This is a genomic window from Candidatus Binataceae bacterium, assembly GCA_036495685.1.
Classification (GTDB): domain Bacteria; phylum Desulfobacterota; class Binatia; order Binatales; family Binataceae; genus JAFAHS01.
This window is the reverse complement of sequence record DASXMJ010000001.1, coordinates 1-21,131: the sequence shown is the minus strand read 5'-3', so window position 1 is coordinate 21,131 and position 21,131 is coordinate 1. Positions and strand designations below refer to the sequence as shown.

Genomic DNA, 21,131 nt, shown 5'->3' with positions numbered 1-21,131 from the left:
GCCATGGACCTGGAGTTGCGCCGTGAACTGATCGACCTCTTGGTGCGCGAGGCCTACTTCGAGCGGCAAGTAACCCTCTCCTCCGGCAAGGTCTCAGACTTCTATCTGGATTGCCGCCCTGCGATGTTCCTTCCTCGGGGGATGTTTTTAGTCGGCGAACTGATGCTGGAATCTGTGAGTGCAGCGGGAGTCGGTCAGATTGGCGGGATGGCGGTCGCAGCGATTCCGCTTATTAGCGCTATCATTGCCGCGGGTTATCGGCATGACCTCAAGCTGCGAGGGTGCTTCGTGCGCAAGGAAACCAAGGCACACGGCATGCAGAAGCGTATCGAAGGCGCGTTCCGGCCCGAACTCAGGACCGCGGTTCTTGACGATGCTATCACGACCGGCGGATCCACGCTCGAGGCCTTGGCAGCGCTGCGCGAAGCGGGTGCAAACGTGACCCACGGCTTCGCGTTGGTCGATCGAAACGAGGGTGGGCGAGAAGCCCTAGCCGCCGCCGGACTCAAGTACCAATTCCTGCTCGACGCCAACGAAATTCGCGCCGCGGCGCGGGCGGGGAAATAATCGGTCCAAGGACCCGCCTGGACGGTGCCCCGCTCCGTGCGTCAGGGACCAATCTCCGCCACCACGCGTTTGACCGGAATCTTCGGCGATCCGATAGAGCACTCGCTCTCACCGGCGATGCACAATGCCGCCTACGCGGCTCTGGGTATGGATCGGCGATACCTCGCGTTTCACGTAACGCGGGCTGAGTTGCTGCCCGCTCTGCGCGGAATTGTGCCCTTGAAGATCGCCGGGGTAAATCTAACTTTACCGCACAAGGCCCGGGCCCTAGCAGTCATGGACGAGCTCACCGCGGAAGGGGACCTACTCGGCGCGATCAATTGTGTCATCCACCGAGACGGAAAACTGGTGGGAGATAACACCGACGCGCGCGGGCTGGAACGCGATCTGCGCGCGCAAGCTATCCTGGTCGCGGCGCGGACCGCGCTGGTTATAGGCGCCGGCGGCGCTGGCGCCGCGGCGGTGGTAGCGCTGAGCCGACTCAAGGCGGCACGCGTTATAATTGCCAACCGCACCGCCAGGCGCGCTAGTGCGCTGGCCCGGCGTTTTGCGCAAAGCGCGCTGCGGCGCACGCGCTTCGAGGCGGTCGGGCTCCGCGAACTTGTCAATAGCAGCCTGCTCGCTGAGGTCGCCTGCGTTGTCAACGCAACGTCGCTGGGGCTAACCGGGGGTGGTTTCCCGCACCTCAAATATGATGCCACGCCACCGAACTGCTTTTTCTACGACACCCTCTACGCGCGCAGACCCTCGAAGTTCCTGACGGGTGCCATCGGTGCGGGAAGAAAGTGCGCCGATGGAGCCGGTATGCTGGTCGAGCAGGGAGAGTTGGCATTCCATTTATTTAACGGGGTACGCGCTCCCCACGGAGTCATGCGCCGCGCGCTCATGGACGCGCTGGGGCGCACCCGATAGACAGGAGCCGCTTTCGATGAATGGCCGAATCCACCACCTGATGTTGAACGTGAATCGCTACGACGAGGCAAAGTGCTTCTAGGACTGGCTGCTGCCGAAACTCGGCTATCCAAACCAGACGGCCTACGCCGACGACGCTCCCAAGCAAGGCAGCGGATGGTACAACGACGCCGGCTCCGTTTGGGTGCAGGAGGCGGAATCACGGTTTCGCGCAGACCAATTCCATCGGCATCGCGTAGGACTCTGCGAAATCGCCTTCACCGTCGACAGTCGCCGCCAGGTGGATGAGCTCGCGGCGGAAATCGAGCGGCACGGCGGCAGAGTAACGGACGCGCCGCGCCAATATGATTACGGGCCCGGTTATTATGCAGTGTTCTTCACCGACCCGGATGGCCTCAAGCTCGAAGTGGTGCACTTGCCATGAATGATGCGTCCTAGCAGCCTGCGCCCCACGAGAGAGGAAGTCTCCAGGTAAAGAAACGTCCCTGAAAAAGTTGAGGCTAGGGCAGGCTCACTCGGTCATCAGGCCGCGCCGCGTATAGAAATCGCGAAGAATCGACATGACGGGCGCGGGTGCTCGTTTATATGAACCGTCGAAGGGTGGTTGCGGGTCGTACTCGATTCCCACCTGAATGGCGTGGGCCATGGTGTCGCCGGCTAGCTTGCCCGCCAGGCGCAGAGCCATGTCGATTCCCGCTGATACGCCGGCGGCGGTAATGATCTTCCCCTGTTCTACGACTCGTGCCGAGGTCGGAATCGCCCCGAAATTCGCCAGCTGGGGTAATGCCGCCCAATGAGTGGTCGCCTGCAGGCCCTTCAGCAGTCCTGCCGCACCCAGGATAAGCGCGCCCGTGCACACCGAGGTGGTCCAGCTAGTGGTCGCATGGATGGAGCGAACCCACTCAAGCATCGCCGGTTTGGTACGCACCTGCTGCTCGCCGAATCCGCCCGGGACCACGACGACGTCGGCACTAGTGATTTCCGAAATTGAGCGATCGGCGTTGATCGCGAGCGACGCGGTATCGGTTCGCTTGAGGCCCCGGGCTTCACCGACAAAGACCACTTCGGCACCGGGCACGCGCTGTAACACTTCGTAGGGTCCGACCGCATCCAGAGCGGTAATTCCGTCGAAGGTCAGAATCGCGATCCTCATTTGATTCCCTCCAATTGTTTCACGCGCTGAACCGTCGGGGCAGTATTCGACGGCGCGGCGGGACGAAAGCGACTTCGGTATGCACCGGGCGGGACGTGCACAGATCGAATGAACGCCCGGCGCATCGACTCCCGGGTACCGAAGCCGCAATGTTCGGCAATGGCGTCGATGCCGTCGGCCGATTCCTCGAGACGGCGGCGGGCAGCCTCGACGCGGGTCCGTGTAACGAAAGCAGACGGCGTGAGTCCGGTCTCGCGCAAAAAAACCCGTGCAAAATTACGCGCGCTCATCGCGCTTCGACGCGCTAGCCTGCCAACCGAGAGATCCTCCGACAGGTGATCTGCGATCCATCCCTGCAAGTCGCGAATCGGTTCGCGATCGGCGCTTTGCGCAGCGAGCTGGACAGAGAACTGCGACTGCCCTCCCGGGCGCCTCAGAAACATCACCAATTCTCGTGCCACACCCAGCGCGACTCGGCGCCCGTAATCTTCCTCGACCAGGGCCAGCGCAAGATCGATTCCCGCGGTTACTCCTGCCGAAGTATAGACGTGCCCATCGCGAACGAAGATTGGATCGGTCTGCACCTGGATTGCGGGAAAGCGCCGCGCCAGCGCGTCGCAGAAGCGCCAGTGAGTCGTGGCGCGGCGGCCGCTTAACAGGCCTGCCTCCGCCAGCAGGAAAGTGCCAGTGCACACCGAGCAGAGGCGTCGCACTCGTGGGGCGATTTTCCGCAACCAACCTATCAGCCGCGGGTCGCTCATCGCCGCGGTGGTCCCGATTCCGCCGGCGACCATCAGGGTATCGAGAGCTGTATCCAGCCCTTCGATGGATTTGTCGACTACGAACCTGAGGCCGTTCGACATCGCCAGGGAGCCCTGGATTGCGGCAAGCAGAATTATCTCGTACGCCGGCGCGTCCGCGAGCCCCTCATCGGTCAGCCACCGTGAAGCGCGCGCGAAGACTTCGAGGGGACCCGCAATGTCAAGGATCTGCGCGTCGGGAAACCCGAGCATGGCTACGCGGCGAACCGCCGCGCTGTCGACCGGCGCCTTGAGACCCGCGTTCCTTTTCATGCCAAGAGAATCGCATTCGGTCGCTCTGACTGCAATTGAATATACCACAGTTTCTGCCATCGTCGGCAAACGTGCGGACAGCGCGCGGACCGGATCGGGCAAAGGCGGAAGTGCGGGTATAGTAGAAAAGAGCTGCTTGAGAACCCTGACTTGCAGACAAGCGGTGTCCCGCCCAACGAATTTGGAGACTGACCATGAGCTACGCAGGCGAACGACTGATCTATGATGCCGACAGTCACTTGATGGAGCTGCCGGATTTCCTGTCGGCGCACGCAGATCCCTCCAGCCGCGATCTGCTGCCCCCGCTGGGAAGCAGGACCACCGGTCTATTTGATCCCGGCGAGCACGTTGGCAAGGCGGGCCAATCTCCCGAAGCCGTCCGGAAACTATTACAGCTCGGAGATCGCATCACCCGCGGTCCCAAATGGCACGACGCGCTAGGCGCGTTCAGCGGCGCGGAGCGATCGCTTGCGCTGGATCTGCTGGGCTTCAAGCATCAAGTCGTCTTCTCGTCGTTCTGTGCCAGGTTGATTTTCGAGGCACCTCTGGAGGTCCGCTATGCGGCTGCCCGCGCGCACAACCGAGCGATGGCTGCATTTTGCGGCGGGGATCGGCGGCTGATCGGCGTGGCGATGGTCCCGCTGGATGAACCTGAGTTGGCCTTGAAGGAAATCGTCAATGCCTCCGAACTCGGCCTGGGCGCGATCTGGATTGCCGCAGACGCGCCCGGCGGACGATCGCCGGGACATCCCGCGCTGGAGCCTATCTGGAAGAGCCTTGCCGAGAGGCGGCTGCCCTTCATTCTCCATGTCGGCAGCGGCGCGCTTCGCATCTCGGAAGAGTGGATGAACGATGGCCATCCGGACCACGTCTCGGCGCGCGGGGGCGCCGAGGTTATCGGGTCAAAGGATCTCACCGTGATCCATCACGCTCCGCAGCGCTTCATTTCAGTGCTGGTGCTGGACGGGGTATTGGACCGGCATCCGGACCTGCGCGGCGGTGTGATCGAGATCGGATCCGGATGGGTGCCGGACATGATCCGGCGGCTGGACCACGCCGTCGACATCTGGAGCAAACCCGAACCACACCTGGCGCGGATGAGACGAAAGCCGTCGGAGCAAATACGCCAGCAGCTGCGCTTCACGCCATATCCCTTCGAGGACGTGAGCGCCATGGTCAACGAATCATTTGAGGAGCTGTATATGTTCTCGTCAGACTATCCGCACGCGGAGGGAGGCCGCGATCCGCTAGGAAGATTCGACCGTTCCGTGGCTTCACTCAGCGAGGCGAGGAGAACCAGGTTCTTCTCCGGAAATTTCCGTGACCTGTACCCGAACGCCTTCGCGAACGCTGACAACCGGGGCTCGGCGGCTAGCCGAACATCTTCTTGATTTGGTCGACGAAGCCTTTGGACAGCGGATGGTTCACGGCTTTGCCGTCAAGCTTGGCGAATTCCTCGAGTAGCTCGCGCTGGCGGGCGGTCAGGCTACGAGGAGTCTCCACGACTACGCGAATCAACTGATCTCCGCGTCCGTAACCGTGCAGATCGATGATGCCTTTGCCCTTGAGTCGCAGAACCTTGCCCGACTGGGTCCCCGAAGGGACTTTGAGGTTCACCTTGCCTTCGAGCGTCGGCACCTCGATGTCGCACCCGAGCGCTGCCTGGGGAAAGCTGATTGGCACCTCGATTACGATGTGGTTTTCCTGGCGCACAAACAGCGAGTGTTCCTTGACGTGGATGATGACGTACAAGTCACCCGGAGTTCCGCCGCCGTAACCAGCCTCACCCTCGCCCCGCAGCTTAAGGCGCGACCCATTGTCGACCCCCGGAGGAATACGGACCGAGAGCGATTCCTGCTTGCGCAGCCGGCCCTGGCCCTGGCACTTGGGGCACGGATCGGAAATGATCGTTCCTTCCCCGCGACACTGGCTGCAGGTGGTGGAGATAGAAAAGAATCCCTGCTGGGTGCGGACCTGGCCGGAGCCGCGGCAATTCGGACACTGACGTGCGCCGGTGGAACCGCCGCGAGCCCGGGTTCCGTTGCAAGACTCGCACAGGGTCAGGCGCTGGAAGCGGACTACCTTTTCGGTTCCGCGTGCGGCCTCTTCGAACTCCACCTCGAGGTCGTAGCGAAGATCGTCGCCTCGCCGCGAACGTGAACGCGCGCGGCCGCGGCCGGTGCCGAAGAAGTCTCCGAAAATATCCGAGAAAACTTCCTCGAAGCCTTGCGAGAAGTCGAACCCGCCGAAGGGCCCCTGCCCTTGCGGACCCTGAAACGCGCTATGTCCAAAGCGATCATACTGGGAGCGTCGCTCTGGATCAGACAGCACCTGGTACGCTTCGTTTACTTCCTTGAACCGCTCCTCGGCCTGCTTATTGCCGGGGTTGCGATCGGGGTGGAACTGAATCGCAAGGCGACGGTAAGCCTTTTTGAGGTCGTCGTCGGCGGCACCACGGGCTACACCCAGAACCTCGTAGTAATCGCGTTTGGTGGCGGAGGGCATCGTGACGGAATCTTAAACGATACGTTACGCCGAAGCCATTGCCCTCCGCAGTGCGAGGAGCTTTTTCGCCCACCTGGGCAAGGAGTCGGGACTACTTCACTTCCTTGAAATCGGCATCGACCACGTCCTCGCCGTCGCCCGATTTCTGCTTGCTGTCTCCGGTCGCGCCGTCGGGTTGTGCGCCGCCACCGGCAGCGCCGCCGTCACCGGGCTGACCCTGCTGCGCGCGGCTCTTGCTGTACATCGCCTCAGCCAGCTTGTGCGATGCGTTGGACAGCGCTTCGGCCGCGCGATTCATCTCGTCGGGATCCTTGGATTCGAGCGTGCTCTTGGCATTGGCCAGAGCCTCTTCGACGCTCTTGCGCGATGTCTCATCGAGCTGCGAACCGTAGTCCTTCAGCGTCTTCTCGGTCGTATAGACGAGATTGTCAAGCTTATTGCGCGCTTCCGCTTCCAGCCGCCGCTTGTGATCACCCGCGGCGTGTTGCTCGGCATCACGCACCATCTGCTTGATGTCTTCCTCGGAAAGTCCCGAAGAAGCTGTGATTCGGATTGACTGCTCCTTGTTGGTGCCTAGGTCCTTCGCGTGGACATTGACGATGCCGTTTGCATCGATATCGAAGGTGACCTCGACTTGCGGCATGCCCCGCGGCGCCGGTGGAATTCCGATCAGGTCGAACTGGCCGAGCAGCTTGTTGTCGGTCGCCATCTCGCGCTCGCCCTGGAAAACCCGGATCGTGACCGCCGTCTGATTGTCCTGCGCGGTCGAAAATACCTGGCTCTTGCGGGTCGGTATGGTGGTGTTCTTCTCGATCAACTTGGTAAACACACCGCCCAGAGTTTCGATACCGAGTGACAGCGGGGTCACGTCCAGCAACAGAACGTCCTTGACCTCGCCCTTGAGAACGCCGGCCTGGATGGCTGCGCCAACCGCAACCACTTCGTCAGGGTTGACGCCCTTGTGCCCTTCCTTGCCAAAGATTTTGCGCACTCGCTCCTGAACCGCCGGCATGCGAGTCATACCGCCGACCAGCACGATTTCGTTGACATCGCTAGCTTTGAGCGCCGCGTCGCGCAATGCGGTGACGCAAGGCCCTTCGAGGCGGTCGAGCAAATCTGCGCACAGTGCCTCGAGCTTGGCCCGGGTCAGCTTGATATTCAGATGCTTGGGACCAGACTGGTCGGCCGTGACGAACGGGAGGTTGATGTCGGTCTCCATGACCGTGGAAAGTTCGCACTTGGCCTTTTCCGCTGCTTCCTTGAGTCGTTGCAGCGCCATGCGATCTTTGCGCAGATCGATTCCCTGGTCGCGCTTGAATTCATCGGCCAGATAGTCAATGACGCGCTGGTCGAAGTCTTCACCACCCAGGAAGGTGTCTCCGTTGGTGGCCTTGACTTCAAACACCCCTTCGCCGAGTTCCAGTATCGAGATGTCGAAGGTGCCGCCTCCCAGGTCGAACACGGCGATCTTTTCGTCCTTCTTCTTATCTAGGCCGTACGCCAGCGATGCGGCGGTCGGCTCGTTGATGATTCGCAGGACGTTGAGTCCCGCAATTCGTCCGGCATCCTTGGTCGCCTGTCGCTGTCCGTCGTTGAAATATGCCGGTACCGTGATGACCGCCTCGGTGACCTTTTCGCCGAGATAGTCTTCGGCCGTCTGCTTCATCTTCTGGAGGATGAAAGCCGAGATCTCCGGCGGACTATAACGTTTATCGCGAATCTCGACCCATGCGGCGCCGTCGTCGTTTTTCACGACCTTGTACGGCAGCACTTTGGCTGCCTTCTGCACTTCGGCGTCCTCGAAGCGGCGTCCCATCAGGCGCTTGATCGCGAACACCGTATTGTTTGGATTGGTGATCGCCTGTCGCCGCGCTATCTGCCCTACCAGACGCTCGCCGGAGTCCGTAAATGCAACGACCGAAGGCGTGGTACGGCTACCTTCGGAGTTGGCGATCACCACCGGATCGCCACCTTCCATTACCGCAACGCAACTGTTGGTCGTCCCCAGATCAATACCGATTACTTTTGCCATTTTTCTCGATTGTCGCCCTGTCAGATTCCCGGGCTGTGTCTCAATAAATAATCACGATCTAGTCGTTTTCAACTTCTGAAGTGTCGGATTCGCCATTGTTTCGCCGGTTCGAAAGTCCCTTCGCCACGGTCACGCTGGCTGGCCGCAATACCCTATCACCGATGAGGTATCCCCGGTGGAACTCATTGACAACCGTGTTGGGCGGATGCGTGTCGCTTGCCACGTGATCCACCGCCTCGTGGCGGGCCGGGTCAAAGGGCTGGCCCGCGGAGACGATCGGGACAACGCCCTGGGACTTTAGAAAATCCATCAGCGACCGCAGGACCATCTGAACCCCATCGACAATCACGGCGGTGTCGCTAGCTCCTTCGCGCGCCGCTCCAATGGCGCGCTCGAGATTGTCGACAATTGGCAGCAGGTCACGTAGGACTCCCTCTTTCTGGATTCGAACGCTCTCCTCGCTCTGCTGCCGTATGCGTTTGCGGGCGTTCTCCCCGTCCGCCAGTGCCCGCAGATACTTGTCCTTGAGCTCGGCTAGCTCCTTTTCCTTCTCCTGGAGCTGGGTCTGAAGCTCCTGCCAGCGAGCTTCGGCCTCGCCACTCGACTCCGCCATTTCGTCGGTCAAGGTCATGAACTCAGCACCGTTCGCCTGCCGGTCGTCGTGTGACTCGGGTTCGCCGGAATTGCCCTTGCGATGTTTGTTCATACTGCGAAACTGCACCCACAGAAAAAATAAGCACGATTTCGATTCGCGCCACTCGTGGAAGCAGAATGCTGTTTGAGAAAAGCTTAGTGCTCGAGCAACCGGGTAAGGGTCCTGGCCGTATAGCCGACCAACGGAATTACGCGGTCGTAGTCCATTCGAACCGGGCCGACCACGGCGAGGCTTCCGGCCGATTCAGAACCGGTCGCATATGAAGCCGCAATTACGCTGAGACACGCCAAGCGTGGATCATAGTTTTCCGAGCCTATGGAAATCATCAAGCCGTTTTGCTGGATGCTCCGTTCGAGTAGTGCTAACAGAGCCGACTTGTCATCCAGAGCACGCAGCAGTTCGCGGACTCGTTCTGGGTCGGCAAATTCCGGCTGGTCGAGTGCCTTGACCCTGCCCTCGACGTAGACCTCGGTCCGATCGCCCTTCTCGCCTATCGCCCCTCCACCGAGGGCGAGGGCGTCGCGCCTGAACTGGTCGTACGCGGCACGCTGCTCCTTGAGCTGTCGCTCGATCCACCTACGTGCTTCGTCGAGGGTCCGACCGGCCAGCGACTCGTTAAGGTAACGGGCCATCCGATCGAGTTCGTCCTGCTTGAAGTCCCGGTCCGTCTCAACCAAGCGGTTTTCCACCCGGTCCGCGGTTGCCACAAACACCGCCAGCACCTGCCGTTCGCGCAGGCGCACAAAGCTCACGCGCTCGATCGTCATGGCCTCCAAGCGCGGTGCCACCACCAGCGCGGCCTGTCCAGTTAACAGGGCGAGCAGCTTCGGGGTGTCGCGCATTACATCCTCCAGACCGCGAGGACGGCCCGAGTAATGAAGTTCGATCTGCGCGCGGTCCTCGAAAGCGATGCGCGAGGACGCCAGCAGGTGATCGACGTAGTAACGGAACGCCTTGTCGGTCGGAACGCGTCCGGCCGAGACGTGCGGCTGGGTCAGGAATCCGGACTCCTCCAGTTCGGCCATCAGGCTTCGCACCATTGCCGAGCGCACGCCCAGCGAGTAATGAGCCGCAACCTGCTGCGAGCCAACCGGTTCTGCGGTAGCGATGAATTCCTGCACCGTGGCCAGCAGCAGTGCATGACGTCGAGTGGAAAGCGAATTGGTTTCGCCGTTCATCTCTCGAGGCCGAACCTCAATTACAATCTTGTTACCGCATCACGGATACATTCAAGTGCCAATCAGAAGCAATGGCAGGTCCAATGAAGGTCGGCTAATCTTTCACAGGGAAGGCATGGCACGTAGGAGCAAAGCCGTACAAGCCCGGCGTCTTCAGTTGCCGGTGGTGCCGCGGAACACGTCGTGGATCGAAAGCGACGGCTACGACCGTCGCGCATGGTCCGAGATCCTCGCGGGCGCCCCGTCCGCCACTGACCTAATGGAAGCGGGCGGGCGGTTGGTTCCACACTTCGATGCTTTGTTGGCGGATCTTTTCCTCGCGCTTTTCAAGTACAACCTGGTTTGGCAAAAACCCGACGCCGTCAGGCGGTCGGCTTCCTTGAATCGTACAATCCTTGAAGGACTGCTGCCCTCCCCCGCGTTCGAGGCGCTCAAGAGTCGTACGCTGCTGGAGGAGGACAAGGCCGCCATCGCCGCGATGGTCCTCGGCGAGCGCGCACTCGAGATGATCCGGTCGGAGAAGCTTATCAATCGCAACGAGATAGTCGATCTTTGGGATCTGGAGCATCAGGAGCAGGACCTAGAATCGCGCGCGGAGACGTTAAAGGCGGCGCAGGAGATGACCGATCGGAACGAGGGCGCTCGCGAGGCATCGGCGGAAGACAAGAAGAAGCTGGCCGCCATGGTCGAGGCGGCAGCTCGCGGAGCGCAGGTTTCGGAAGCGCGTCTCAACCAGAAGACCCGCCAGATGGAACGTGACCTGAAAAACAGTGGGCGCGGCGAGTTGAAGCAGATGCAAGTGAAGTCCGTGGAACTTGCACAGGATATCGATCGGGCCGCCGAAGATAGTCATGCCTTCAGCCGCGAGTTTGGCCAGGGCGGCAAGATGAACGCCGGCCAGCGGCTCGAACTCGGACGCCATCTGGCCCGCAGCCGCAAGCTCGGTGAACTGGCTCGGCTGGTCGGCAGGATGAAGCAGGATGCACGCGCGCTTCGACGCAAGACCCTCGATCGCGGGAGCAGTGAGGCATACGGGATCGAACGCGGCTCGGATCTGGGAAGGATAATTCCCTCCGAGCTGGTCGCGCTGCATCACCCAGTGCTGGTGCAGGACTTCCGCCGCCGTTTGCTCGAGGGGGAAGTGTTGCAGTATTGGCTGCGCGAGGACGAGCAAAAGGGCAAAGGCCCGATGGTGGTGTGTATCGACGTCAGCTCTTCGATGCAGGGTGAGAAGGAACTGTGGGCAAAGGCGGTGGGGCTTACCTTGATGGACATCGCACGGCGGCAGCGCCGCCTGTTTCGGGCGGTCCTCTTTTCCTCCGGCGAAGGCTCGCTGCGGGTTCTCGACCTGAACCGCGAGCGGCGCTACGAACCCGAACTCGCCAAGGTCATCGAGATGGCCGAGTATTTTCCCGGAGGGGGCACGGATTTTCAGCAACCACTCGACGCCGCCATGGCGTTGCTAGAAGACCGCAAGCTCAAGCGCGGCGACATCGTCATGATCACCGACGGCGAATGTCAGGTCGCACCCGAGTGGCTGGCGCATCTGCGCGAGCGTAAGGACGCACTGCAATTCACGATCTTCGCCGTGCTGGTGGACGTGGGCTCGGTTGACACTTCCTCGATGGCGCAGTTCGCCGACAAGATAACCTCGGTGAAAAAGCTCACCGCAGAATCTTCGCGCGAGTTATTCCTGGCAGTGTGAGGATCGGGGTCGACGTCTTATCTTGAGGGAGGATTAAAAGCTGACTCGGATTCACCGGAAGTCGGTTCATTCCCAGCCCGCGAACATCCACCCCTTCCGCAGATGCGTGTTTGGGTCGCTGGCCGGCAAATCAACCTCACTCCCTCCCGGGTTCACTTCGCCTGAATTTCTCAGTGCCCGAGCCGCTGCCGCAGTAATTCGCATGGTGCAGTCCTTGGCACGGCAGCGTTGATATTGAGCGTGAGGTACAATCGATGAGCCATGCAGATCACGTTGATCCCCATCGACCGCACCAACTATCGCGCGCTGTGGCGGCTGCAGCTCAAGCCGGAGCAACGGACTTTCGTATCGCCGCCCGCATGGTCGGTGACGCGATGCTACGTCAAAGCCCTCGGCGAACAGTACGAGCATCTGCCGCACCTGATCAGTGCTGACGGCACGATCGTGGGCTTTTCAACAATCGTGTGCGACCCGCACAGCGAAGACGAATATTGGATCGACGACATCATGATCGATGCGCCACAGCAGGGGCGTGGTTACGGGCGCGCCGCGGTCGTCGAAACGCTTCGGACGATCGTGAAACGCTATCCGCGATGCCGCGCGGTACAGCTGGTATGCTTCCGCACCAACACTAACGCTGCGGCGCTCTACCTGAGCCTGGGCTTCGTAAAAACCGGGGAAATGGATCCCGTGTTCAACGAGCCGACCTATCGACTGAACGGGTCCGCGTTGGATGAACTGCGCTAGTCCATCCAGATTGCGCAGTTTTCCGGACGGGCACAGGGGTGGCGACGTGCGCTACTTGCGGGCCGCCGGATCCGCCCCCGGCGGCGCGATGCGAATTCGAGGTGCTCGCTAGCGCCGAGAACTTTCAGCTCGGGGTCCCCGGTCATGCCGGGCAAGCAAAAAAAGGCCCGGCGACTCGCGGGCCTTTTTTTCACTTTCAACGCGGCGACTAGGCCGCCGATGCCATCTGCATGACGCCGAGCTGCGTGTACCAGGGCTCGGTGCGCTGGTTAATCAGGTCCAGCTGACGCAGGCAGGGGATGATCGTATCGACGAACAGAAATGAGTTGAACTGCTGATCCATCTGAGCCTCGGCCTTGGCCCACTCCGGATTGCGCTGCATCTCGGTCTCGACATCTTTCGTGGAGATGCCCACTTCCTCGAACACTGAGGTACCGGAAAGGAACCCGTCCTTGGGCTGTCCGTCGACGATCTTGGTGACCATCATGTCGCAGGCGGTGAAAGCGAAGTCTTCGAGAGCTTTCTTCTCGTTGCCGTTGAGCTTCCGCACGGCGTCGCGCAACGCCAGCATTCCGAAGCCGATGTGGCGCGATTCGTCCTTCATGATGTATTCCAGCAGCTCCTTGAGCAGGAGGTCTTTGGTCTCGCGCTGCATGAAGCGAAAGGCGGCGATGGCCAAGCCCTCGGCAACGATCTGCATGCCGACATACTTGGGCTCCCATCGCTCGTGCTCAATAACCGCGCACAGCAGCCGGTTGAGCGTAGGATCGATTGGATAGATCTTGTCGAGTTTGGTGATGTACTTGCGGAAGCCCTCGACATGCCGAGCCTCGTCCATGACCTGCGCGGCCGCACACATCTTCGCGTCCAGGTCCGGCGCCGCTTCGACCAACTGCCCGCAGACCATAAGCGCGCCCTGCTCGCCGTGCAGGAACTGCGAAAGGCGCCAGGCAGCAAATTTGCGCATCAATTGATCCTTGCGCTCCTGGCTGAGCGATCGGTAAAGCTCGGTTTGAAACATCGGCATCATCGACATGTCGATGACTTCCCGTTCGATTGGCCGATCCCAGTTGATGGTGGTGGACACGTTCCATTGATCGCGTTTGGCGTTCTCGTAGAGCCGGTCCATCTGGGGAAACAATACGTCGTAGTTCCAGTGGAAAACGTTGCTGAGAGGAGTCTGTACTTCAGTCCGCTCGGTGAACATCGATTAGCGCCTCCAGGTATCAACTAACGTCAGGGCACGCCGCACGTTCCAGGCCGCCCAACGCAAAATTAACTGTGGTTTCCTTAAGTTCCGCCAGCGAGAGATCTTCCCGCTCGAGTAGCCAGGTAATGGCCTGTGAAAGCATCCCGATAGTGAGATGCGCGACCGCATCCGCTTGCGATCCAATCGCCGGTTCCAGGTCGACACGAAGATCGTCGATGAAGGTTTGGTGTACGCGGACCATCAGGTCCAGGAATGCCGGGCCATGCCCAAACACGATGCGAAACGATTCGGGCGCCTGCGCGGCCGCGTCCAGGATGGTGTTGATGGTAATTCGCAGCTTCTCTGCCGGATGCTGAATTCCGGCCTTCGCCTCGACCAGTTCCTGGCGCAGGTGGCCAGCTCCGTAATTTATCAGTTCTATGAAGATTTCGTTCTTGGTCTTGAAGTGAAGGTAGAACGTACCCAAGCCCACGTCTGCCTCAGAAGCAATGTCAGCGATGCGGGTGTTATGGTAACCCTTGCGCGCAATCACGCGCTCGGCCGCTTCCAAAAGGTCGACGCGGGTTTTCTCGCGCCGTCTTTCGAACCGATTCGGCCCGGACTCCCTGAGATTCTCTAAGGGTTCAGCCACTGGCTGAATCTATAATCGGTTATGAATAACAAGTCAATTCCGAGCCGTACTTCAAAACTGAAGATATATTCAGATAAGGCGGCCGGGAAGATTCGCTCGAGAATAAAAGGGGTTATCGCCTAGGGGTTGCCGCCGGAATCGCTCGGCTCGGCACCCTGGTCGCTCGGCGCAGAATTGTCCTGCCCGGTTTCGTCCGGAGTTATTTCCTCGGGCAGGACTACGGGTTCGGTGAAGTCCGATGCGAGCCCGCAGCAGATGAGAAAACTCGAGCCGGCCCGGGGCTGGGCCGCGTACGCCTGCAACGACCCGTCGGCCTGCACTTTAACCGCCTGATAGCTGACCGTCCCCGACGAGCGCTCGATTGTGAACACATAGAACGACCCGCGGTCGAGGGGTTCAGGTGGGCCCGCGTCGGGGAGCAGTTGGGTAAAATGCGGCGGCACTTTCCCGTATTCGAGTTTCTTTACCGCCCAACCGGAACTGCCGATGTCGGAAATGCGGCCGGCCAAGCCGCGATCCGCTCGGATTTCCCAAATTGGCACTCCCCCATCGAAGCGAATCACCGAGGCGCTACGCCCGGAGTGGGTTTGAGTCGTTTGGATAACTTCTGCGCCGAAATACTTGCTCACCGTCGCGCGCTCCATCGAGTCCTTGGGATGGCTGTAACTGATCTCGACGGTCGCAGTAGGCGGTGGTTGCGGTTCGGGGGCGGCCTCGGTCGCGCTGTCATCGGCCCCGATATCTTCAACCTTCTTTTTCGAACTGCATCCGAAACTCGCTAGCGCGATCGGCACAAGCATCGCCAGCGCGATCGCGGTGGTCGCCTGCCACCATGTAGCGGCGAGTCGTGCGACGCCGCGGCGACCGGCCACAACGGTGTCCCCGCGAAGTGAATTGTTTTTCATCTCTGCTTTTGATCGGTCAGTGTTTGCGGCCGGTGACCGGGCTGGCTTCCCGCCACGCCGCAGTGCCGTAGACCGCTTCTGATTTTCGCGTATGCGCGAACCCGTCTCAAGTGAGCAATCTCATCCAGGGAGCAGCCGAAGGCCTAGCCTGGTCAGGTGCTGGCTTCCCAGGGAGCGGGGAGAAGCTATTTGATCTCGGAGAGAAAATCCGGAAAGTCCTTTGATGGCTTCATCTTCCAGGCGGGTTTGCGCTTTTCTAGAAAAGCGCTCACACCCTCATGCGAATCAGGCTGCTTGCCGGTCCACTGGAACGCTCGCGAGTCGACGCTCTGCGCCTTTTCCACTTCGTCTTCACCGAGCAGTCCCCAGGTGAGCCGCTTGGTGATCGCGACTGAAACGGGCGCGGTATTGAGCGCGATATCTTCTGCCATTTCACGAACTTTGGCCCTGAATTCCCCGTCCGTCCAAACGTGACTCACAATTCCAAATTCGAGCGCTTCTTGGGCGGAGATGATTTTTCCAGTCATGAGCAGCTCGTTGGCTCTGGCCAGGCCGATCTGCCGCGGAAGGGTCCACAGGCTGAGCGCTTCTGGAATCACTCCGCGTCGCACGAACACAAAGCCGATTCGTGCACTCTCCGCAGCGACCCGGATGTCCCACTGCATCGGCAAGGTAATGCCGACTCCCACCGCGGGGCCATTGATCGCCGCGATGATCGGCTTCTTCATATTCCAGGGCCGAATCGCGGGCGCCTCCCGGAGCTCGCCGCGTTCGCGACGCTTATCGTAGTTGAACGTGTCGCCGCCGGCAGTCGACAGGTCTGCGCCCGCGCAGAACGCGCGGCCGGCTCCGGTAACGACAATGACTCGCACCTGATCGTCGCCGTCTAGCGCCGCGAATGCCTGCGACAGTTCTGCGCCCATCGCCGCGTTGTAGGCGTTGAGTTTCTCTGGTCGATTGAGTGTGACGGTGGCGACTCCATTCGTGATATCCACCAGCAGCGCAGAATAAGCCATCGTTGTCTCCTCCACTAAACCTCTCAGGCGGTTATAGCGGCGCGGGAAGGAAATCGGAGAACGCCTTTCCGAACCACGCTCTACTTGCTGAAATCTATAGGCTGACCGCAGGCATTGCCGCCCGCGTTGTAGTCATAAACCAGACGGCCGCCGTAATCCGCTCCTCGTGCGATCAGCACACACATCGCGACCAACCCCAACAAAAACGCCCACCGTCCGCGCCGCGGAAGCGGCCGGGCCACCAAAGCCCACACGGTCAGCGCGCCGGTCAGCGCGGTGACCGCGACCATCAGGTTGCGGTGATGGAGCAACAGGGCGTCTCGCACCGAGGGCGCAATCATGACGCCCGCGCTCGCGTATAGACCCGTCCCCGCGGAGAGCACGGCTCCGATCGCACCGAGCAAGAGCACCCACAACGCGGCGCCGGTGATGGACTCATTTCGCAAGAAGGCGCCCAGAAAGTAGAGCAACGTGGCACCGAACAGAAACGCAATCGGGAAGTGCACCACCAGCGGGTGGATGTTCTGAAGATGCGCCGCTCCCGGGAACAGCCTCTCCAGCACGCGCCTACTTTACCGATTCGGCAGTGAGAAAGTTCACCCCACCCTTGCTGTACTCTTTTCCGGTCACCGTGACCTGGTCCTCCATTTTCGAGTACACGTCGTCCGGCAGGGGTTGGTCGTTTTTCGCGGGCAGCAGAATATGAATGTTGCCGTTCGTGTCCACCAGTGCCACCGGGATCCCCTTCTTCACGCACGCGATCGCGCATTGCTTGTGGCTGGCGCCCTTGGCGCCCATCGATCCGTAGCAGTAACTGTCTTCCAGGGTTCCTGTGACGGACTTTTCGGCGGCACTGTCGGCGGCGAGCAGGTAACCGGCCAGGCCCGTGGCGAGCATCAGTCCGAGCGCAACCGTCGCGAATTTCTTCATCACGTTTCCTCCGGCGGATGTATTACAAGGTCGCCGCGCTGATTCCCGCTCCTGGATGACAGCTACCGGCGAGCCGAACGCGCTTCAACCGGCGAATCGACGCCGCCAAACAGTTCGCGCCACAGCGCACGTTTGCGGGTTCGTGATCGAGCCCCGAGTCGGGTGAGATGACGCTCCAGGACTTCCCTGAGTTCTTCGTTCAGCCGTTCGATCTCGATTTCTTCTGGCATTTTGGGACGCGGCTGTCCTTCGGTCATCCCGCCGCGGCGCCTGCCGTAGAGCTGTTGGAGCCGCAATTCTGCTTTGGCGAGCATCGCTTTGTACTTGTAGTCAAGCCGCCCAAGATCGTCTGCAAGTCCAGCCAGCGCGACGTATCGCCGACGCATCCGCCACCACTCGAACAGCGTGACTACCATGACCCCGAACATGATGAGGGCGGCGACGGTAGTCGACAACGCGGTTGCGTGCCACCAGGGGAGCAAACGCAGGCTCGAGTTCAGTGATTGATTGTCGGAAGTGAGGTCCTGAACCTTGTCGCGCAGGCCGCTCAACTCGCGATCGTCGCTGTCCGCTTTCTGTTGCGCGCTTTGGGCTTGAGCGGAGAGCGTCTTCACCTGCGCCTGCAGGCCGTTTACCTCCGCGATGAACGGATTGGGAACTTTGAGTTCGTCACCCGCCATCAGCTCGTCGTCCGGATGCATATGATTGATGTGGGCCAGTTGCTCCGCCGTAAGCCCGAACATCGACGCGATCGATGCCATCGAATCGCCGGACCGGATCACGTAGGGAAACGTTTTCCGGGGTGGGGGCGGCGGCTTTGGCACCGCCTCGGCCTCCGGATAAGAGGTTCCGGGCGCTCCACTCGGGGCTTCCTCCTCCGCCCGGGTAGTCGGGGCCGGCTCTCGATAGGGCCTCTCCACCACCGAAGGCGGAGAGCCCTGTGAGGTGTCGCCTTCAAGGTCGCTCTGGGCGAGGCAGATTGAGGAACACGCGAAAGTGGCGGCGACGAGTAGCGCCCACTTGGCCCCCGTGGCGAGGAATGGTCTGAATGACATTCGCCGGTTCACCGATCGTCAGGCAACAGTCAGGAAAATATTGTAACACACGGCCAATTCAAATGCCGCTTACGAAAAAAGAGCTAGTTGGCCGGACCCGGCTCTTTTTCCATACTATTTGCTGTATAACGAGGGCCCACCAGCGGACCACGTCGCCAGCTTGGTCTTGTAAAACTTGCTTATAGCTAGCCACTCGGCTGATTCGAGGTGCTTACGATGCCGGTCGGGTTGCGGGATGAAGGGCGGCGTACGCAGCCCCTACCACTCCGCCGGTCGGACCAAGTGCGGCGCGCACGATTCGCGCGTCAGCTGCGATCGCGGCGAAAGCACGGGCACGAACTTGCGCGCGCATCGTGCGCCGCATGAATCGCAGTGCGCCGGCGACCCCGCCGCCGACCACGATCAGATCGGGATTAAAGGTATTAAGGAAGGACGCGATCGCAATGCCCAGGTAATGGCCCGCCGTCGCGAAGGCGCGGAGTGCTACGCGATCACCCCTTTGCGCCTCGTGTGTCAGACCGCGCACGCTGAAGTTCCCTTCCTTATCTAGGTAAGGCTGAGGCAGCCGGCGGCCTGAGGCAAGCTGGCGCTCGATCAATTTCCGGATGCCCGATGCCGACGCATACGCCTCGAGGCATCCACGCGCGCCGCAATCGCAAGGCAAGCCCGCCGGCTCAACCGCCACATGCCCGAGCTCAGCCGCCATTCCGTCGCGCCCGTGCACCAGCTGGCCGCCCACGATGAGCCCACCGCCCACGCCGGTGCCCAAGGTCAGGAGCACGACATTACGATATCCGCGTGCGGCGCCCCGCCAGAACTCTCCGAGTGCCCAGGCGTTCGCATCGTTCTCGACTGCAACCCGCCGTCCTAGTGCCTCTTCCAATCTGGCCCGCAAAGGAAATGAATGCCACGCTGCGACATGGGGTGCGGCCATCACCTTTCCGGTATGCACGTTCAAGGGCCCGGGCACGGCGACCCCGATGGCTCGCGGCGCTCCCATTCCACGGCGGCGCGCTTCATCTTCTAACGCGCGAACCTGTTGCACGATATTTTTCGCCACCAGCGACGCGCTGGCGTCGGCGTGCGCCGGACCGCGACGCAGCACCCGGACCTTGCCACTGGCCGACACCGCCGCACAGCGGATGTTGGTTCCGCCCATGTCGAGGCCTATGATGTAGCCGCGATTCATTCAATTCCCGGGACGCGCAAATTGCATCGCGACCAGAAATTCGCGATTTCCCCTTGCGCCCGCGATCGGTGAATCGATCGAACCGAAGATCTCAAGGCCCGCCTGCCGCGCAAAGCTCAGCACCTCCTCCAGCGCCACGCGCCGCAATGCGTCATCGCGCACGATTCCGCCCTTGCCCACTTTGCCTTTTCCGACTTCGAACTGCGGCTTCACGAGCGCGATAATCTCAGCTTTTGCCGCGACGAGCGCAAGCACCGCGGGAATCACGATGCGCAGCGAAATAAAGCTGGTATCGATTGTGACCAAGTCCGGCAAATACGCGAGCGTCCACGGCTCCACCAGTCGGACATTGGTGCGATCCAGAACGGTGACCCGCGGATCGGTCCGCAGGCGCTCGGCAATTTGACCATATCCGACATCAAGCGCAATTACGTGAGCGGCACCGCGCTTGAGCAGCACGTCGGTGAAGCCGCCGGTAGATGCACCGACATCAAGCGCATGGCGTCCCGCGACCTCAATCGCGAACCCATCCAGAGCCGCGATCAATTTATACGCGCCGCGGCTCGCGTACTGGGGATCCGAACCGACAACCGTGATGTTGCTTTCGGCAGTGACCAGCAGATCGGGCTTGTCAGCGGGCCGGGAATTTACCCGTACCCGCCCCGCCATGATCAGCCGCCGCGCCGTCTCGCGGCTTTCGGCCAGCCCGCGCCGTGCCATCTCGATATCGAGCCGCGCGCGCATCAGCGGCCGCCATCTCGCGGAGGTCGGAGGAAGTTCAGAAAGACTCGTCGTCCTGGTCGTCGTCGGGGGGTTTCTCGCCCAATTCGTGGTCGAGCGACGAACTCTGCAGCCGGCCTTCAGCGTTGCGGGTGAGAAGCTCGACCTTGCGTTCCACTTCGTCAAGCTTACGGTTGAGCGACTTGACCAGCGCGACACCGCGCTCGAATGCGCTGATCGACTCTTCCAGGGTCAGCTCGCCGGAGTCGATCTGATTGACCAGGGTCTCGAGATCCTTGATTTCTTCTTCAAACTTTTTTTCCTTCGCGGCCATGATCTTCTATGTTTCGCGCGCGACCGTGCGCGCCCGCAACTTCCCCCTGAGCAAGCGAATCTGAAGCTCCTCTCCGACCTCTACCGTGGAAGCGTCGATCACCACCCGTGAGTCGCGCGTGCTGCTTACGACCGCGTAACCGCGCTCGAGAACGCGCAACGGAGAGAGCGAATCGAGCCGCGCTGCCAGCTCGCCGAGCCGATGGCGGCGCTTCACCAGGCCAGTCACGGCTCCAGCGTTGAGCCGGTCGGAGAAGGTCGCGAGCTTCACCTTATGCTCACGTACCAGCCTACCGGCACCGTGCGCGAGCGTCAGCGACCCTCGGGCGAGATGATGGCGCAGCTCGCGAATCTCAGCGGCGGGCGTGCGCAGGCGCAGCAGCAGTTCGCGCACCGAGCGCCGGGCGCCGTCAATTCGATTACGCAGCGCATCGCGCAGCGCGTCGTGAGAATCGGCAAGGTCCGCGCGCGCCAGCGCGGCCAGCGCGCCAGGGTGCCGCACCCGGACGGCGAGATCATCCACTGTCTCACGCCACCCACCTAGTTCCCGTCTCATTCTTGCGATAAGCGCTGCGTGCGCCATCGAGATTTGCTCGCGAAGCTCCACGAGGCTCG

General features: G+C 61.1%; 23 protein-coding genes. 6 read left to right on the top strand and 17 right to left on the bottom strand.

All coding sequences use genetic code 11. The features are described 5' to 3' along the window. The 3 genes from pyrE to VGI36_00105 all read left to right on the top strand — a co-directional run. Positions 1-567: orotate phosphoribosyltransferase (gene pyrE, locus VGI36_00115; GenBank protein ID HEY2483515.1), on the top strand; the 567-nt coding region annotated here is incomplete at its 5' end. A 36-nt stretch (positions 568-603) separates the two neighbouring features. After that, positions 604-1,479, top strand: coding sequence for a shikimate dehydrogenase (gene aroE, locus VGI36_00110; protein ID HEY2483514.1), 876 nt, complete (start codon positions 604-606; stop codon positions 1,477-1,479). Positions 1,480-1,663: 184 nt separating this feature from the next. Continuing rightward, a complete protein-coding gene (locus VGI36_00105; protein ID HEY2483513.1) occupies positions 1,664-1,903 on the top strand; it encodes a VOC family protein in 240 nt (79 codons plus the stop codon). 87 nt (positions 1,904-1,990) lie between these two features. On the opposite strand, the gene VGI36_00100 is transcribed toward VGI36_00105, so the two are convergent. Both VGI36_00100 and VGI36_00095 read right to left on the bottom strand, forming a co-directional pair. Then, a complete protein-coding gene (locus VGI36_00100; protein ID HEY2483512.1) occupies positions 1,991-2,632 on the bottom strand; it encodes a DJ-1/PfpI family protein in 642 nt (213 codons plus the stop codon). Beyond that, positions 2,629-3,705, bottom strand: a complete 1,077-nt coding sequence (locus VGI36_00095) for a GlxA family transcriptional regulator (protein ID HEY2483511.1) — start codon at positions 3,703-3,705, stop codon at positions 2,629-2,631. The genes VGI36_00100 and VGI36_00095 overlap by 4 nt, the downstream gene beginning before the upstream one ends. Before the next feature lie 194 nt (positions 3,706-3,899). On the opposite strand from VGI36_00095, the gene VGI36_00090 reads away from it, so the two are divergent. Continuing rightward, on the top strand, positions 3,900-5,096 hold the full coding sequence (locus tag VGI36_00090; protein ID HEY2483510.1) for an amidohydrolase family protein: 1,197 nt from the start codon (positions 3,900-3,902) through the stop codon (positions 5,094-5,096). Here the strand turns inward: VGI36_00090 and dnaJ are convergent. The 4 genes from dnaJ to hrcA all read right to left on the bottom strand — a co-directional run bounded on the left by dnaJ (position 5,077) and on the right by hrcA (position 10,075). Beyond that, positions 5,077-6,210 carry a molecular chaperone DnaJ gene (gene dnaJ, locus VGI36_00085; protein HEY2483509.1) on the bottom strand — a complete coding sequence of 378 codons (1,134 nt, stop codon included), beginning with the start codon at positions 6,208-6,210 and terminating at the stop codon, positions 5,077-5,079. The genes VGI36_00090 and dnaJ overlap by 20 nt on opposite strands. 91 nt (positions 6,211-6,301) lie before the next feature. After that, on the bottom strand, positions 6,302-8,266 hold the full coding sequence (gene dnaK, locus VGI36_00080) for a molecular chaperone DnaK (protein HEY2483508.1): 1,965 nt from the start codon (positions 8,264-8,266) through the stop codon (positions 6,302-6,304). 34 nt (positions 8,267-8,300) lie between these two features. Then, a complete protein-coding gene (gene grpE, locus VGI36_00075) occupies positions 8,301-8,948 on the bottom strand; it encodes a nucleotide exchange factor GrpE (protein ID HEY2483507.1) in 648 nt (215 codons plus the stop codon). A gap of 83 nt (positions 8,949-9,031) precedes the next feature. After that, a complete protein-coding gene (gene hrcA / locus VGI36_00070; protein ID HEY2483506.1) occupies positions 9,032-10,075 on the bottom strand; it encodes a heat-inducible transcriptional repressor HrcA in 1,044 nt (347 codons plus the stop codon). 115 nt (positions 10,076-10,190) lie between these two features. Here hrcA and VGI36_00065 point away from each other — a divergent pair, with 115 nt between their 5' ends. Both VGI36_00065 and VGI36_00060 read left to right on the top strand, forming a co-directional pair. Further along, positions 10,191-11,780 carry a VWA domain-containing protein gene (locus VGI36_00065; protein HEY2483505.1) on the top strand — a complete coding sequence of 530 codons (1,590 nt, stop codon included), beginning with the start codon at positions 10,191-10,193 and terminating at the stop codon, positions 11,778-11,780. 261 nt (positions 11,781-12,041) lie between these two features. Beyond that, entirely contained in the window at positions 12,042-12,527 is a 486-nt protein-coding gene (locus VGI36_00060) for a GNAT family N-acetyltransferase (GenBank protein ID HEY2483504.1), read from the top strand. 208 nt (positions 12,528-12,735) lie between these two features. Here the strand turns inward: VGI36_00060 and VGI36_00055 are convergent, their stop codons facing one another. From VGI36_00055 to VGI36_00005, 11 genes are all read right to left on the bottom strand, one after another. Then, positions 12,736-13,734, bottom strand: coding sequence for a ferritin-like domain-containing protein (locus VGI36_00055; protein ID HEY2483503.1), 999 nt, complete (start codon positions 13,732-13,734; stop codon positions 12,736-12,738). 19 nt (positions 13,735-13,753) lie between these two features. Beyond that, complete coding sequence (locus tag VGI36_00050) at positions 13,754-14,368, bottom strand: TetR/AcrR family transcriptional regulator (protein ID HEY2483502.1); 615 nt, start codon at positions 14,366-14,368, stop codon at positions 13,754-13,756. A 119-nt stretch (positions 14,369-14,487) separates the two neighbouring features. Continuing rightward, positions 14,488-15,273 carry a hypothetical protein gene (locus VGI36_00045; protein HEY2483501.1) on the bottom strand — a complete coding sequence of 262 codons (786 nt, stop codon included), beginning with the start codon at positions 15,271-15,273 and terminating at the stop codon, positions 14,488-14,490. Between the two features lie 185 nt (positions 15,274-15,458). After that, positions 15,459-16,289 (bottom strand): enoyl-CoA hydratase-related protein, encoded by an 831-nt coding sequence (locus VGI36_00040; protein HEY2483500.1) that lies wholly within the window; start codon positions 16,287-16,289, stop codon positions 15,459-15,461. Between the two features lie 80 nt (positions 16,290-16,369). After that, positions 16,370-16,852: a DUF2231 domain-containing protein gene (locus tag VGI36_00035; protein HEY2483499.1), complete on the bottom strand. Its 483-nt coding sequence runs from the start codon at positions 16,850-16,852 to the stop codon at positions 16,370-16,372. A gap of 4 nt (positions 16,853-16,856) precedes the next feature. Then, positions 16,857-17,219 carry a hypothetical protein gene (locus tag VGI36_00030; protein ID HEY2483498.1) on the bottom strand — a complete coding sequence of 121 codons (363 nt, stop codon included), beginning with the start codon at positions 17,217-17,219 and terminating at the stop codon, positions 16,857-16,859. Positions 17,220-17,281: 62 nt separating this feature from the next. Continuing rightward, positions 17,282-18,274, bottom strand: coding sequence for a LysM peptidoglycan-binding domain-containing protein (locus VGI36_00025; protein ID HEY2483497.1), 993 nt, complete (start codon positions 18,272-18,274; stop codon positions 17,282-17,284). Between the two features lie 211 nt (positions 18,275-18,485). Continuing rightward, positions 18,486-19,463, bottom strand: a complete 978-nt coding sequence (locus VGI36_00020; GenBank protein ID HEY2483496.1) for an ROK family protein — start codon at positions 19,461-19,463, stop codon at positions 18,486-18,488. Further along, positions 19,464-20,207 carry a TlyA family RNA methyltransferase gene (locus VGI36_00015; protein HEY2483495.1) on the bottom strand — a complete coding sequence of 248 codons (744 nt, stop codon included), beginning with the start codon at positions 20,205-20,207 and terminating at the stop codon, positions 19,464-19,466. Positions 20,208-20,241: 34 nt separating this feature from the next. Further along, positions 20,242-20,517: an exodeoxyribonuclease VII small subunit gene (locus VGI36_00010; protein HEY2483494.1), complete on the bottom strand. Its 276-nt coding sequence runs from the start codon at positions 20,515-20,517 to the stop codon at positions 20,242-20,244. A 6-nt stretch (positions 20,518-20,523) separates the two neighbouring features. Continuing rightward, a partial coding sequence (locus VGI36_00005) for an exodeoxyribonuclease VII large subunit (protein ID HEY2483493.1) occupies positions 20,524-21,131 on the bottom strand: 608 nt, incomplete at its 5' end.